Genomic DNA, 14,122 nt, shown 5'->3' on the forward strand with positions numbered 1-14,122 from the left:
AAACCCCCCCGACTGTCGGGGGGGCAAGGGGGGGGAGAGTCCGGCCTCTGGATTTTCAGTGGAGACATTGAGAATCTAAGCTGTCTCGTTGAACAAGGAATTTCCGATAGTGATCTGGAAAGAATCCCCCGTCACAGCGTAGCTTGACGGTGGGAGTATGTCAAAATCAAAAAACTAACCGCAGCAGCAAGACAAGAAAGCGCAATGATTCCTACCGTTATTGAAACCACAGGCCGGGGCGAACGCGCCTTCGATATCTACTCCCGACTACTCCGGGAAAGAATCGTTTTTTTGGGACAAGAAGTAACCAGCGACCTAGCTAACCTAATCGTCGCCCAATTACTCTTTCTAGAAGCAGAAGACCCCGAAAAAGATATTTACCTGTATATCAACTCCCCCGGGGGTTCCGTTTCGGCCGGATTAGGGATTTTTGACACCATGAATCAAATCCGTCCCGATGTCAGCACCATTTGTATTGGTTTAGCTGCCAGTATGGGGGCTTTTCTCCTCAGCGCCGGCAAACCGGGCAAAAGAATGAGCCTACCCAACTCGCGGATCATGATTCACCAACCCCTCGGCGGCGCCCAAGGTCAGGCCACCGATATCGAAATTCAGGCCAAAGAAATTCTCTATCTCAAACAATTACTCAATCAACACCTAGCTAGTCATACGGGTAAACCTCTCGACCTCATCGCCGAGGATACGGAAAGGGATTTCTTTATGTCCGCCGAAGAGGCCCTGGACTATGGTTTAATCGATCAAGTCATCGATCGCAGTCCTTCCGCTTCTAACCCTCCCAGTAAATAATCATGATCGGGTAGGCCCTGTCTACCCAGATTTTTGTAAATATTTAGTAAACAGAAATTAATCATCGATCATCGTTATTAATCCTAAGTAACAGTGAAAAGTTCTAGCGGATTGGGTTAAGATCGAGACGTAACCCGAAAAAAATTGCAACAGGAATCGGTAGAAACACCCGGTGGGTTATTAACGGAAATTTTTTTACTGGCAATCCCTATGAACTATCATCCGCCCTCACAGCCCCTGCCCGCCCCCTGTATTATTGACTCTGGCGTGGTCATCGCTAAAGAAGATATGCGTCGTCTCCTTGATGATATCGGACGAGTTCGCTACATCCATAGTCTCGAAGGGGTGATTCAGAGTGAAGGGGAGGGATGGATAGTGGAAGTTTTCGCCGATTATCAGCAAAGCACCCTAGTTGCTAACTACAGTCTTTATCTGAATACCTATAGCTTCGATTATCTGCGTTTAACCCGCTCTCCTGACGGTGAAACCTATTTTGATCTGATCCAAGACAATCGGCAATTACGGCTGATTCCCCTGAGTAATCCACTGCAAGACCCCGATATGAAAGCCCGTCTCAATGCCGATACCCTCGAAGCTATGGTTACTCAGGTACTTTCTGCTAAGTGGGATGTACAGTTTGAAGACGAAGACGACAACGATTGCCCCTTTTAGGCAGCGAGCAGAAATACTGATAACTGGTTACTGATAACTGGTTACTGATAACTGATAACTGATAACTGATAACTGATAACTGATAACTGAAACAGTGGGATTTTCCTTTGAATTAATCGCCAGGTGTCCCCAAACCGGTGCGCGGGTTGGGGTTTGGCATACTCCCCACGGACCGGTAGAAACACCCCGTTTTATGCCCGTGGGAACTTTGGCCACGGTGAAAGGTTTGACCCCCGCTCAAATCGCCAGCACGGGGGCGCAAATGATTCTCGCTAATACCTATCACCTGCATCTGCAGCCCGGAGAAAGTATTATCGAGAAAGCCGGAGGTTTACACGATTTCATGGCGTGGAATCAGCCAATATTAACAGATTCGGGTGGATTTCAGGTATTTAGCCTTAGTCAACTGCGGCAAATTAAAGAGTCGGGAGTCACCTTTCGATCGCCCCGGGACGGTAGAATAATCGAAATTACGCCAGAAAAATCGATTCAGATTCAAAATGCCCTCGGTGCTGATGTGATTATGGCCTTCGATGAATGTCCCCCCACAGGAGTCAGTCATGAGACCATGAAAGCATCCATAGAACGCACCTATCGCTGGTTAGAGCGCTGTCTGACGGCCCATCAACGACCTCAAGAACAGGCCTTATTCGCCATAGTCCAGGGGGGAATTTATGAGGATTTACGGGCAGCAGCGGCGGAATCTTTAGTAAAACTCGATTTACCCGGTTACGCTATCGGTGGCGTGAGTGTGGGGGAAGAAACGAGCCTAATTCATCGCATTGTCCAGATAACTGCCCCTTTACTCCCCGAAAATAAACCCCGTTACCTGATGGGAGTGGGAACCTATCGAGAAATGGCCAAGGCGATCGCTAGTGGCATAGATCTGTTTGATTGCGTCATTCCCACCCGTTTTGGTCGCCATGGCACGGCTTTGGTGCGGGGAGAGCGTTGGAACCTCAAAAATGCCCGTTTTAAGGAGGATTTCGCCCCTTTAGACGAGACTTGTCCCTGTTACACCTGTCAACACTTTAGCCGTGCCTATCTAAATCATTTAATTAAATCGGGGGAAATGTTGGGTTATATTCTCTTATCTCTGCACAATATCGCCGAATTAATCAGATTTACCCGTGAAATTCGTCAATCTATCCTCGGGGGGACTTTTGCCCAAGATTTTGCCTCTTGGCTTGAGGATGCCGCAGATGTGACCCCAACGTGATAAAATTTCAGCAAACGTTTAAAAATTTTCTTGTCAAGGTAGATAGAGAGATGGAAACTGCACTTTTGTTGGCCAAATTGCCGGAAGCATACCAAATTTTCGACCCCTTAGTCGATGTCTTGCCCCTGATTCCCCTATTTTTCCTCTTGCTGGCCTTTGTTTGGCAAGCATCCGTCGGTTTTAAATAAATCGACTTTCAATTATCAGTTATCAGTGAGCAGTTATCAGTGAGCAGATTTGAGTTTTAAGTAAAATGACATCTTTTCACGGTTTACTGTTTACTGATTACTGAAAAAGCTTACCAGATTAAAACAAAGTCCCAGTTAAATCAGCACCAGTTAAGTCCACATCTTCTAAAACTGCCCCGCGCAAATCCGCATAACTGAGATCCGCACCCCGGAAACTGGCCCCGGTGAGATCGGTAACAAATCCATCTCTTTCGGGACTAGCACGAAAATTAACCCGGCAAAGTCGGCAATCGGCGAAATTAGCTCGATATAACAGGGAGCCGCTCAGATTAGCATAGTTGAGATCGGCTCCGCGAAAGTTAGTTTTGCCTAAGTCCGTGCGTTGGTCGGAAGTGGAGCGAAAATCCGCATCGATTAATAGGGCCTGCTGGAGATTAGCACTGTTGAGATTAACACCGTTTAAGACGGCTTTGGTTAAATAAGCGGCTTCTAAATTGGCTTCGATCAGATTAGCCCCGCTTAAGTCCGCATCGCGTAAACAAGCTCGATAAAAGTCCACTTGACTTAAATCTGCTCCCCAGAGAATAGCCTCACTTAAATCCGCTTCTCTCAGCAGCGATCGCGCGAGGCGTATTTTTCCTAACCGCGCCTGTCGCAGATCAGCACGGCAAAAATTGACTCCTGGGAGGATAATATTAGTTAAGTCGCCTTCCCGCAAATTAATCCCCTGAAAATCTCTTTCTCCCTCCCGATAGCGTTGACAAAGTTCTTCTAGGAGCATGGAATTTTTTTCACTATCATAATTGACGCAAAATGTCAACAGAAAATTATAGCCAAAAAAAAACCGACTTTAAAAACCAACGATGTTCTTGTGGCGGGAACGTTGGGGGGAAAAAGGCGTTAAATATCTGCGAGTGGTAATGTCTTTTCTGTGGGACTTTCCATAATCAAGACATCAACGCCGTGGTAAATATCAAGGTCGCCGGTGGGCAATCGGAGACTTTAAACGGACTTGGGGGACAGCATCAGAATACCCCTAAGGTAGCGGCATCCCCCGAAGTGTCAACCGGTCGGAAGCAACCCACAAACAGCTAATTGAAGCTGCTTCGTTTAACCCCGGCGGCGAGTCTTGCTGATTAAGCCTCCCAGTCCCAGCAGTCCCAGACCCAACAGGGCAGAGGGTTCGGGGACTAGTTTTGGGGTTTGTGTGAAGGTGTTAGTGAACGAGGAGAACTGTGCAGTAGCACTCGTGTATGTGACGGTGTCGAGGATGAACAACTCCGTTATTCCAGCGGGGACAGGAAGCGGTCCAGCCGTGGAGCCGTCGATTGACGTTAGTGTAGAGAGAAGCACCGACCCCGGTCCTGACCAGTCGCCAGTAAAGATATCCTTCGTCACTGTAATCCCAGCAGTTCCCGCAGGCACGTCCGAACCCAAGGATATATCTTTGAACGTCGCACCGCTACCAGGCGCAATTGAGACTTTGTACGCCAGAACATAGGGAGCGCCAGCAGATACCAAGGGGCCAAACCGATTGTAGGCAAATCGGTGCACGTCTCCCGCTGGATTCGGCATAAAATCGATGCCCAAGGCCCCCAGGTCACGAAAATCAGCGGCACTTGTGGTTAGGGTCGAATTACCTACATATATCTTATCCCCGTCTTGACAGCCATTAGGGAGGGCAAGGAATGCACTAAGAAACTGGCCAGGAGCACAGGCTGTTACCGCTTGGGCTTGGGCGGGGGCAGTGGCGACTACTAGGGAACCGGCGATCATTCCTAGTGCTCCGGCGGTGCAGGAGGCTAGGCTTAAAGCGGATTTGAAATTCATTAGTTTTGTTGTGTCTTAATGGTACATATCGGTCTTCAAAAGCATCCCATTTTGTGGCCTTCAAAGGATGACACATACCCCTTACTCGAAAAAGAGTGGCTACAGTGTTTGGCTGTTTATATTTTGAATCCCTTAGAGATTATAACGTCAACTATTTAAAAATGTCAATCTTCATAATCACTTAGCCTGCATTATTCATGAGAGCAGGGTAAAAAACCCAGGGGAGCATCTCACCTTTGTAACCCCTAAATCAGGTATTATGTCAAACTATTTTGAAAGCCTTACTAGAAACCAGTTTTAGGGACAAGCATAAGTAGGTGGGTGGAATTAAATATAAAATGAACCTAGGTTGGGTTGAAGCATGAAACCCAACGCCCGATTATGTTACGCTACCGCTAACCCATCCTACAAATAATTGTGCCTACCTACTTAATTACTCACTTGCCCAAATGAGATGCTCCCAAAACCCAGTTTTCTTGATTCGTGTCCCTTACCCCGGCCCCTCTCCCTTTCTGGGCTATCCCTTATAGGGATATTTCTTAACAATTTTTTCAGGAAGCAATCCAAGCCTTATTCTGACTTGATTTCAGTTTTTTCTTTTCGCTGAAACCCTGGATTTCCTATTCGAATGCTTCGCCCGTACTTTTTCAGCTTTAGAAAAATGGTATGACAATCCAAAATCCAAAATTATTAAATCATCGCCTAATTCGGCAGGCCCCCCGGCTGACCAACGACTCCTAACCCCAGCAACAAACTTTTTGCCGCAAACCCTATTTAGGGAGATGGAAAGCCGGCAGACTCTCGAATTCTCGGACTCGTTGACGCATTTGCTGACTAATACGATCGCAAACCACCTGACAGAGATCATAGATCACAGGGTCGGTAATTTGATAGTAAACGCTGACTCCTTGGGGTTGCCGCGAGATAATTCCCGCTTGGGTTAAAGCTTTCAGGTGTTTGGAGAGATTGGCCTGGCCTAGTCCGGTCGCTTCAGCGATTTCTTTACCATTCATCGCGCCTAATTGCAAGCAACTGAGAATCTGTAGGCGACTGACTTCTGACAGGACTTTGAAATAGTCCGCCACCGAAGCGAGGACGAGGCTAGAGGTTTGGGGGGAGAAACTGTCTAACATAGGTAAGTAATAAAGTGACCGGTTAAAAAGGCTGACAATAGGTGATCGTTTAAAACTTTATAACTATTGACTACTATAGTTTAACTGGAGAGGTCACTAGAGTCTAGTGGGCAAACTCGATCGAGATTGGGTCATTCAGGAATCTACTGCTGCAAGAGTGCCTCCTAACTCCACCAACAGACTTTTTATCGCAAACCCTAACTATCAGCGAGCATGGTAGTGATTAACTGCCGGACCGTAGTGCTAGGATGGTTCTCTAAATTGCTTGGTAAAGCCCATTCTGAGTCAAGATAGGACATCTTCAGTAAATCTCTCACTTGTTTTGATTTAGCTTGTCCTGTACTTTGAGCAACCCCAAAAGCCTGATAAAGTTCTGTGGCCGAAATGTGGGGATTTTGAGTAGGATCGAAGAGAAAATTGACCATTCCTAGGGCGTGAGTAATGCCGGCAGCCCAGGAATTGGCTTTACCTTTTTCTAGGGGAGAGGGACGCTTACGAGCTAAAGTTGCGGTTAATTGGCGAATAAGTTGGGCGTATTCTTCATTAAGATATTGAGCGGCAAATTTATCAGTAATAGTGGTAATTTCTTGATATTTGGCCTGCATTGCCTTGGGAACATTTTCCGATTTAGGAACAGCTGGGGGCGTTTTTTTCGATGTTGCTGCCGCTTGCTGTTTGGCGTGCTGTTCAGCATTATATTTTTCTTGAAAAGCTGTTAAACCCTCCTGACTGGTGATATCAAAACCCTGCTGATGCGCTTGTAACAGGAGATTTTTCATAAAACCGCCACTGTTGGGATCGTTCATCAGTTGACTAAAGCGATCGCCTAATTGCTCTAAATATTTAATAATAGCCTTAGCCTGAGTTAATTTATATTCTCGTCCCAAAAATTGCCAAAAACTAATTAATTCAGGGATAGCGTCCTCGGTTTCCGTCGGATCGAGGATAGTAATTTTGCGTGGTAAAATCTTCTCCATTAAGATCTGCACATCAGCCTTAGTCATGGTAGCAAGGGTATAACCTTCATAGAGATAGCCCAACTCGATAAAGCTGGCAATCCAACCACCACCTTCTTCTTTTTCTTGATAATAGGCCTCTCCCTCTGGCGAATTGATATATTCCTCGATCGCTCCAGTAATATAATCTTCTAATAAGGGTTCGGCTTCATCGTAGTCTAAATTATCTAATTGTCGGATATTAAAAGTCATAACTCTAGTTTTCCTGCGAGGCTTCCCTTTAATTTTAGGGGATTAGCTGACCGACGACCAAACTGACGCTAAAATAGTCTTTGCTGTCCGGGGTTGTTGCTTGCTCCTGACGGTGGTTGTAACCGGTAACTGAACATGACTTCGATTCGTCAACTGCATCAACAACTCGTTAATAAAGAAAAAACAGCCGTCGAAATCGCCACAGAATTTCTCGCTCGCATCGAAGCGCTCGAACCACAAGTAAAAAGCTTTCTCCATTTAACCCCAGATTTAGCCCTCGCACAAGCCCGAAAAGTGGACGAGAAAATAGCTAGAGGTGAATCTCTGCATCTGTTGGCAGGTATTCCCATTGCGCTAAAAGATAATCTCTGCACCAAGGGTATCCCCACCACCTGCGCTTCCCGGATTTTAGAGAATTTTGTCCCCCCCTACGAGTCCACCGTTACCCAAAAATTACGGGATTTAGGGGCAGTTATCGTCGGTAAAACCAATTTAGACGAGTTTGCCATGGGGAGTTCCACCGAAAACTCCGGTTATCACGTTACTGCTAATCCTTGGGACTTATCCCGGGTGCCTGGAGGCTCTTCGGGGGGTTCGGCTGCGGCTGTGGCAGCTCAAGAATGTGTGGTGGCCCTAGGCTCGGATACCGGTGGCTCAATTCGTCAACCGGCTTCATTTTGTGGCGTTGTCGGGCTAAAACCGACCTATGGCTTAGTTTCTCGCTTTGGTTTAGTGGCTTACGCTTCTTCTCTCGATCAGATCGGTCCCTTTGGTCGTACCGTAGAAGATGCGGCGATTTTATTACAAGCGATCGCAGGTTACGATCCCCAAGATTCTACCAGTCTCAATCTGCCGATTCCCGACTATAGCCAATTCCTGAAAACCAGTTTAAAAGGGCTAAAAATTGGCGTAATTAAGGAAACTTTCGGGGAAGGTTTGGATCAGGTGGTTGCTGAGGCAGTTAATCAAGCTTTAGCGCAGTTAAAGGCCCTCGGTGCCACAATTAAAGAGATTTCCTGTCCCCGTTTCCGTTACGGATTGCCCACCTACTACATTATCGCCCCCTCGGAAGCATCAGCGAATTTAGCCCGTTACGATGGGGTTAAATACGGTATTCGGGAAGATGCCGATAGTTTAATTGATATGTACACCAAGACTCGCGCCAAGGGTTTTGGTGCGGAAGTTAAGCGCCGGATTATGTTGGGAACCTATACCCTCTCGGCGGGTTATTATGATGCTTATTACCTGAAAGCACAAAAGGTAAGGACTTTGATCAAAGAGGATTTTGATCGAGCTTTTCAATCGGTAGATGTGTTAGTTTCTCCCACTTCACCGACCACAGCTTTTAAAGCTGGGGAAAAAACCGCGGACCCTCTGAGTATGTATTTATCGGATTTAATGACAATTCCCGTCAATTTAGCCGGTTTACCCGGGTTAAGTCTTCCCTGCGGTTTTGATGGGCAAGGTTTGCCAATTGGTTTACAATTAGTCGGTAATGTGCTGCGCGAAGATCAGTTATTTCACGTCGCCCACGCCTACGAACAATCCACCGATTGGCATAAACGTCAACCATCTTTTACAAATTGATACAATTGCCGGTGGCTATCTCTTAATTGGGGACAAGTTACCGAAAAAGCTGTTACTTCGTCATCCCAATTGCTCAAAAACAGGAGCTTCCTGAAGAACACAATAAAAAACTGCTGCTAAACTGGAGGCCTCTTTTTGAGTTTAATTGCGTGAAAACTGACAGTATTTTCTATCAACTCTTACAAAGATTTCCCGCTTGTTTCTTTGATTTGTTGAACCTTCCCCCCGAAACCGCCAATTCTTATCAATTCTCCTCGGTGGAAGTTAAACAATTATCCTTTCGTCTCGATGGAGTCTTTTTGCCTGATACACCCAATCAGCCTATCTATTTCCTAGAAGTACAATTTCAGAAAGATAATAGGTTTTATTCTCGTTTCTTTAGTGAAATCTTCCTCTATCTCCACCAAACGGACTTAAGCAACAACTGGCAGGGAGTAGTTATTTATCCTCGGCGTTCAGTGGAAAGCGTAGAGACGGCTCGTTATGGGGAGTTAATCAACTCAGGCAGGATTTTACGTTTTTATCTCGAGGAATTAAGAGAAGGGGAATCCCTGGGAATATCGATGTTACAATTAATTATAGCACCAACCGCCAGAGCGATCGAGCAGGGAAAACAATTAATTCCACGGATTAGAGAAGAATTGCCTAATCTCAAACAACAGCAAGAACTTTTAGAATTGATAGAGACAATCCTGGTTTATAAGTTACCCCAAGTCAGTATAAAGGAGATAGAAGCGATGTTTAGTTTAAGTGATTTAAAACAAACTAAAGTGTATCAGGAAGCTTTAGAGGAAGGTAGAGAGGAAGGTAGAGAGGAAGGCCGACAAGAAGGCGAATTAGCGGCAAAATTAGCCTCTATTCCTCGTTTATTGGCCTTAGGATTAAACTTGGAACAGATAGCACAAGCTTTAGAATTAGAGATTGAACAGGTTAGACAAGCAACTCAAAGGGAATAGGAAAAGTTCAAACTTTGATAAATTAATATAATTGCTGGTGGCTATCTTTTGCCGGTAGCTATCAAGTAAATCGAAGAATAAAGTAGGTTGGGCCGAACGATAGTGAAACCCAACACTTAAGTAATTGGGTTGGGTTTAGTCAAATAAATTCCTGTAAAATAGCTTCGATTTGTCCTTTTAGAGGAGGAATATCATTTTCAACAATATCCCAAATAATCTCTAGATTAATACGAAAATATTCATGAATAGTTAAGTTTCTTAGATCGCTGGCATCTCGCCAAGGAACTTCGGGATATCTTGCTTTAAATTCTTGAGAAGTTGCTCTAGCTGCTTCACCAATAATTTGTAAATGATAGACAATCCAAGTTTGAATTAATTCTTGTTGTTCAAACACGGTTTTTCCCTGTCGAGCATACTTTTCTACACGCTCAATTGCTTCTAAAATATCCCGCAAGCGTTCGCTATCATCTCTCATAGTGGTATTGCTTCTTTAAGTACCCGCTCTCTGATTCTATCTTTAAGTCCCTGTTCGGTAACAATATCAACTTTGCAGCCTAACAAGTCTTCCAGTTCTCGAATTAACGGCAAAGGAAACCAGGGACTCCGACGTTCGCTACAATAATCAATTAATAAATCAATATCGCTTTTTTCGTCAGCTTCTCCCCGTGCAACAGAACCAAAGATTCGCACGTTATTTGCGCCGTGTTTAGCGGCAATAGCAATGATTTTTTCCCGTTTGTTTTTGAGTAATTCGTCAATTTTCATGATCTACTTAGTTGGCGGTAAATTTTGTCGAAAAAAGCTTCCTTGTACCGATTCTTGGGGTGGGGGTTTAGTTTGTTTCTCACTCTTTATCTAGGGTTGGCTGAATAATCGACCCGCCTAGCGGCGGGAAAAAGAGAAAAAGGGTAAAAAGGGAAAAAAAGGGAAAAAGGGTTACAGAGTCCTCCCGAATACGCAGACTACCCGAAAACCGTTACGGAAGTCGCGGTTGACGCGGCGGGAGTTGTCGTAGCGAACCGCGGAACGGCAGCCATAAGGATCGTTGCACCAGGAACCGCCGCGCAGACACTTGGGATGAGAACGATTATCATTATTGATAGTCCACGCAGATCCATCCTTTGGCGCTCCGATATAGTTATCGTGCCAATCGTCTTCGCACCATTCCGAAACATTGCCAATCATGTCATACAGTCCCCAAGCATTGGGTTTTTTCTGTCCCACAGGATGAGTTTTACTCTGAGAATTTGCGCTATACCAAGCGTCATCTCCTAACTGACTACCATCATCACCGAAATAATAGCGAGTAGTAGTCCCCGCACGACAAGCATATTCCCATTCCGCTTCTGTGGGGAGGCGATAGGTTTTCCCGGTTATTTGACTCAATTTCTGGCAAAAAGCTTGAGCATCGTTCCAACTAACCTTTTCTACCGGATTTTGCGGATTATTTTTCAACCAAGAGTTGTTTTTAAAATGAGAGGGATTGATTCCCATTACTGCTTCATATTGCGCCTGAGTAATTGGATATTTCCCGATCGCAAAACTGTTGACTTTAACCTGGTGTGGAGGCTTTTCATAATCACTATCAGGAGAACCCATGAGAAATTGACCTGCTGGTAAGCTCACCATCTCCAGTGTGACTCGATTGGGTAGTTTTTCGGTAAATGGAGTAGGTGAAGCAATTAGGGGTATTGGTGAAACAGGCTTTTTGACTGCTGCCGGTGCTGGTGGAGGTGACGGGGGAGAAGTCCATCCCACAGGTTGTAAGGCATTTAAAACCTGTTGTGCTGTCCATCTTTGTTTTCTATCTTTTTGCAAACACCCTTCAATAATCGGTTTAAACTCTTTCGGTAAACTGGGGATTTGTAGCTCACAATTCATCACCTTTGCCATTAACTGGTGAATATCATTATTAAACTTATAGGGAAGTTGATTAGTGGTCATTTCGATTAACATAATACCTAATGACCACAGATCCCAAGCTGATGAAATATCCCCCCTAAAGGCTTCGGGAGGCATATAAATAATTGTACCGCTATTGTGGACGGTTTGAGTGTGGCTTTTGTTATTTAAAGTTCTAATTAAGCCAAAATCTGCTAACTTGTATTGTTGATTAACCTTGAGGATATTACCCGGTTTTAAATCTCGATGGACTTTATTTTGTCCATGAAGATAATTTAAACCTTGGGCGACTTGAGCAGTAATATTTTTAATCTCACTTGATGACAAACCGCCTTTGGTGATGTGATTTTCTAGGCTACCCTGTGCCAATTCCATCACTAAATAAAGCATCTCTGTATTGAGAAAAGTAAATTCCCCCACTGAATAAGCCTTAATTAAATTAGAATGTTCTAACTTTCTGGCATTTGTTAATTCAATTAATTTATCATCGCTACTTTCGGGGATAACTTTAATAGCAACTTCTTGGACTGATGTATTTCTGACCATTTCACTAGCATGAAATACACCCCCAAAACCACCCGCACCGAGAAAATTATTAAGACGATAGGGGCCTATTTGTTGCCCTTCTAACATCCTCATCATTTGGTCTAGCATAATAATAACTCCTGAATTAGCCAATTTTTACGTTGTGTAACTATCCTATTAAGTCAGTGGTTTTAACGAAGGCAAAGGGCAAATGGCAAAAGGCAAAAGGAGCAATAGATAATCAGTTTTTAATAACCAGATTTAGTCTCACCCATCAGTTAACGATTTTTAAAAGCTTCGATCGCTGCTGGCAAAGTATAGTAAATTCTCTCCTCGCTGATTTTATCTAACAAGCGAGAGCGTTGCAATTGTAAGTACAGATCGTGTTTAACCCTAGCGAGGACAAAAACTATACCCTGTCTTGATAATTCTGCCCCTAGTTCCTCAAGAATCTCCACGGCTGTACTATCCAATTCCCCAAGGGCCTCCGTATTCAAGACAAACCATTCTACCGGTTTTGTCTCCCGGGCAATGGCGCTGAGGGCGCGACGTTTAAAGTCGGCCGCATTAGCAAAAAATAAGGGGGCATCGTAACGATAGATAACTAACCCCGGTATTGTTTGCGCTTCCGGCCAATCCTGAAGCGCGTGTAAACCCATCACGCCCGGTACTCTACCCAAAACGGCATCATCGGGTCGAGTAATGCGGGCCAATAAATCGATAACCGAGAGACCGATAGCGATAGCAACCCCGCTTAAAATCCCCGTGGTTAGCACCCCCACCATGGTCAGGACAGCGAGATTAAACTCACTATTGCGAAAGCTTTTTAGTCGTTTAGCACCGGCAATATCCACCAGTTTACAGGCCGCATAAATCACCAGCGCACCCAAAGCGGCCTTGGGAAAGAGTGCCAGTATCGGACCGAGCAGGAAAATGACCGCCACCACCACCACTGCCACCACCAAGGAGTAAAGCTGACTTTGACTGCCCACGGAATCGCCCACCGCGGTGCGACTGGCACTGCTGCTGATGGGAAATCCCTGACAAAAACCCGCCGCTAGATTCCCCAGTCCCAGGGCCAAAAATTCTTGATTGGCATCGATTTCTTGGTTATGGCGTGCGGCGAAGGCTCTGGCGGTCAGGACGTTATCGGAATAGCCCACCAGGGCAATGCCGACGGCTGCGGTTACTAGGGGTAGTAATTGGGAAAAATCGAGGGTTGGTAAGCCAAAATTGGGCAAAGTCTTGCTAATTTTCCCCACTACTGCCACCCCCTCTCCATCGAGATGGAGGGTGGCGACGGCGAGGGTTCCCAGTAAAACCGCCAGCAAGGAACCAGGTGCTTTGGGAAAATATTTTTCGATGAGAAATAGGAATAGTAGCAGCAATAGAGCTAGGCTAAGGGTTGGCCAGTGCCATTGGTTTATTCCCTGAAAAAAAGCTAAAATTTCTTTAAAAACCGTATTTTCACGGATTGACAAACCGCTAATTTTACCCAGTTGTCCCGCAATCATGATCACCGCCACTCCCGCCATATAACCGATTAGGATCGGTTTGGAGAGTAAATTAGCTAGAAATCCCAAGCGGGCGATATAACCAACTAAACAGATTAAACCGACCATTAGGGCTAAAAAAGCCGCTAAACTGCCGTAATTTTCTCCTTGAAGGCTCACCATAGGTGCGATCGCTGCCGCCGTCATCACTGCCGTGGTCGATTCCGGTCCGAGGGATAGTTGCGATGAGGATCCGAAAAGGGCGTAAACTAGGGCGGCCGGCACGAGAGTCCACAATCCCACCACGGGATCGACCCCGGCTAGGTCGCCGTAGGCCATACACTGGGGAATAGCGTAGGCCGCCACGGTGACACCGGCGAGGATATCTCTCCCCAGCCACTGCCATTGATAGGAGCGCAGGTTTTTTAGCCCCGGTAAATCAGGAAAATCGACTCGTCGGGAGTTTTTACTCATATTTTCTCTGTCAACGGCGACCTAACCTAATTTTAACGGAAGAATTAGCTAGGAAAAGCCTTGAGGCTGAGATATTTTTTGTCAGCAGGATAATTATACCATTTTAGCCGCAATTTTAGTTAAACTGG

General features: G+C 45.4%; 14 protein-coding genes. 6 read left to right on the forward strand and 8 right to left on the reverse strand.

The window, feature by feature from the left end; genetic code table 11:
- Positions 1-165: 165 nt before the first annotated feature.
- The 4 genes from clpP to MICAI_RS20050 all read left to right on the forward strand — a co-directional run bounded on the left by clpP (position 166) and on the right by MICAI_RS20050 (position 2,886).
- Positions 166-807 carry an ATP-dependent Clp endopeptidase proteolytic subunit ClpP gene (clpP, locus tag MICAI_RS20035; RefSeq protein ID WP_223211172.1) on the forward strand — a complete coding sequence of 214 codons (642 nt, stop codon included), beginning with the start codon at positions 166-168 and terminating at the stop codon, positions 805-807.
- 210 nt (positions 808-1,017) lie between these two features.
- A complete protein-coding gene (locus MICAI_RS20040; protein ID WP_039900599.1) occupies positions 1,018-1,479 on the forward strand; it encodes a hypothetical protein in 462 nt (153 codons plus the stop codon).
- 94 nt (positions 1,480-1,573) lie between these two features.
- Positions 1,574-2,698, forward strand: coding sequence for a tRNA guanosine(34) transglycosylase Tgt (gene tgt, locus MICAI_RS20045; protein WP_008206473.1), 1,125 nt, complete (start codon positions 1,574-1,576; stop codon positions 2,696-2,698).
- Between the two features lie 50 nt (positions 2,699-2,748).
- On the forward strand, positions 2,749-2,886 hold the full coding sequence (locus tag MICAI_RS20050) for a photosystem II reaction center protein K (RefSeq protein ID WP_008206475.1): 138 nt from the start codon (positions 2,749-2,751) through the stop codon (positions 2,884-2,886).
- A 118-nt stretch (positions 2,887-3,004) separates the two neighbouring features.
- Here MICAI_RS20050 and hetL read toward each other — a convergent pair whose 3' ends face one another.
- From hetL to MICAI_RS20070, 4 genes are all read right to left on the reverse strand, one after another.
- Positions 3,005-3,667 (reverse strand): heterocyst differentiation pentapeptide repeat protein HetL, encoded by a 663-nt coding sequence (gene hetL, locus MICAI_RS20055; RefSeq protein ID WP_008206482.1) that lies wholly within the window; start codon positions 3,665-3,667, stop codon positions 3,005-3,007.
- Positions 3,668-3,996: 329 nt separating this feature from the next.
- Positions 3,997-4,716, reverse strand: a complete 720-nt coding sequence (locus MICAI_RS28010) for a PEP-CTERM sorting domain-containing protein (RefSeq protein WP_039900586.1) — start codon at positions 4,714-4,716, stop codon at positions 3,997-3,999.
- Between the two features lie 770 nt (positions 4,717-5,486).
- Entirely contained in the window at positions 5,487-5,849 is a 363-nt protein-coding gene (locus MICAI_RS20065; protein ID WP_008206483.1) for an ArsR/SmtB family transcription factor, read from the reverse strand.
- Positions 5,850-6,046: 197 nt separating this feature from the next.
- Positions 6,047-7,057 (reverse strand): DUF6398 domain-containing protein, encoded by a 1,011-nt coding sequence (locus tag MICAI_RS20070; RefSeq protein ID WP_008206485.1) that lies wholly within the window; start codon positions 7,055-7,057, stop codon positions 6,047-6,049.
- A gap of 135 nt (positions 7,058-7,192) precedes the next feature.
- On the opposite strand from MICAI_RS20070, the gene gatA reads away from it, so the two are divergent.
- Both gatA and MICAI_RS20080 read left to right on the forward strand, forming a co-directional pair.
- Positions 7,193-8,644, forward strand: coding sequence for an Asp-tRNA(Asn)/Glu-tRNA(Gln) amidotransferase subunit GatA (gene gatA, locus MICAI_RS20075; protein WP_008206486.1), 1,452 nt, complete (start codon positions 7,193-7,195; stop codon positions 8,642-8,644).
- A gap of 149 nt (positions 8,645-8,793) precedes the next feature.
- Entirely contained in the window at positions 8,794-9,600 is an 807-nt protein-coding gene (locus tag MICAI_RS20080) for an Rpn family recombination-promoting nuclease/putative transposase (RefSeq protein ID WP_008206487.1), read from the forward strand.
- A 139-nt stretch (positions 9,601-9,739) separates the two neighbouring features.
- Here MICAI_RS20080 and MICAI_RS20085 read toward each other — a convergent pair whose 3' ends face one another.
- From MICAI_RS20085 to MICAI_RS20100, 4 genes are all read right to left on the reverse strand, one after another.
- Complete coding sequence (locus MICAI_RS20085) at positions 9,740-10,075, reverse strand: HepT-like ribonuclease domain-containing protein (RefSeq protein ID WP_008206488.1); 336 nt, start codon at positions 10,073-10,075, stop codon at positions 9,740-9,742.
- Positions 10,072-10,365: a nucleotidyltransferase family protein gene (locus MICAI_RS20090; protein WP_002790317.1), complete on the reverse strand. Its 294-nt coding sequence runs from the start codon at positions 10,363-10,365 to the stop codon at positions 10,072-10,074. Before MICAI_RS20090 ends, MICAI_RS20085 begins: the two co-directional genes overlap by 4 nt.
- A gap of 171 nt (positions 10,366-10,536) precedes the next feature.
- The gene (locus tag MICAI_RS20095; protein ID WP_008206489.1) at positions 10,537-12,156 is read right to left on the reverse strand and encodes an SUMF1/EgtB/PvdO family nonheme iron enzyme; all 1,620 of its coding nucleotides are present in this window, start codon (positions 12,154-12,156) and stop codon (positions 10,537-10,539) included.
- 149 nt (positions 12,157-12,305) lie between these two features.
- Complete coding sequence (locus MICAI_RS20100; protein WP_008206490.1) at positions 12,306-13,994, reverse strand: SulP family inorganic anion transporter; 1,689 nt, start codon at positions 13,992-13,994, stop codon at positions 12,306-12,308.
- Between the last annotated feature and the right edge of the window lie 128 nt (positions 13,995-14,122).

This window comes from Microcystis sp. T1-4 (assembly GCF_000297435.1).
In the GTDB taxonomy this organism is placed as follows: Bacteria; Cyanobacteriota; Cyanobacteriia; order Cyanobacteriales; family Microcystaceae; genus Microcystis.

Coding starts and splice junctions, on each gene's coding strand:
- MICAI_RS20085 (WP_008206488.1), bottom strand. CDS start 10,075: ATGAGAGATGATAGCGAACGCTTGCGGGATATTTTAGAAGCAATTGAG.
- MICAI_RS20040 (WP_039900599.1), top strand. CDS start 1,018: ATGAACTATCATCCGCCCTCACAGCCCCTGCCCGCCCCCTGTATTATT.
- MICAI_RS20100 (WP_008206490.1), bottom strand. CDS start 13,994: ATGAGTAAAAACTCCCGACGAGTCGATTTTCCTGATTTACCGGGGCTA.
- hetL (WP_008206482.1), bottom strand. CDS start 3,667: ATGCTCCTAGAAGAACTTTGTCAACGCTATCGGGAGGGAGAAAGAGAT.
- MICAI_RS20070 (WP_008206485.1), bottom strand. CDS start 7,057: ATGACTTTTAATATCCGACAATTAGATAATTTAGACTACGATGAAGCC.
- MICAI_RS20090 (WP_002790317.1), bottom strand. CDS start 10,365: ATGAAAATTGACGAATTACTCAAAAACAAACGGGAAAAAATCATTGCT.
- gatA (WP_008206486.1), top strand. CDS start 7,193: ATGACTTCGATTCGTCAACTGCATCAACAACTCGTTAATAAAGAAAAA.
- MICAI_RS20095 (WP_008206489.1), bottom strand. CDS start 12,156: ATGCTAGACCAAATGATGAGGATGTTAGAAGGGCAACAAATAGGCCCC.
- MICAI_RS20050 (WP_008206475.1), top strand. CDS start 2,749: ATGGAAACTGCACTTTTGTTGGCCAAATTGCCGGAAGCATACCAAATT.
- MICAI_RS28010 (WP_039900586.1), bottom strand. CDS start 4,716: ATGAATTTCAAATCCGCTTTAAGCCTAGCCTCCTGCACCGCCGGAGCA.
- MICAI_RS20065 (WP_008206483.1), bottom strand. CDS start 5,849: ATGTTAGACAGTTTCTCCCCCCAAACCTCTAGCCTCGTCCTCGCTTCG.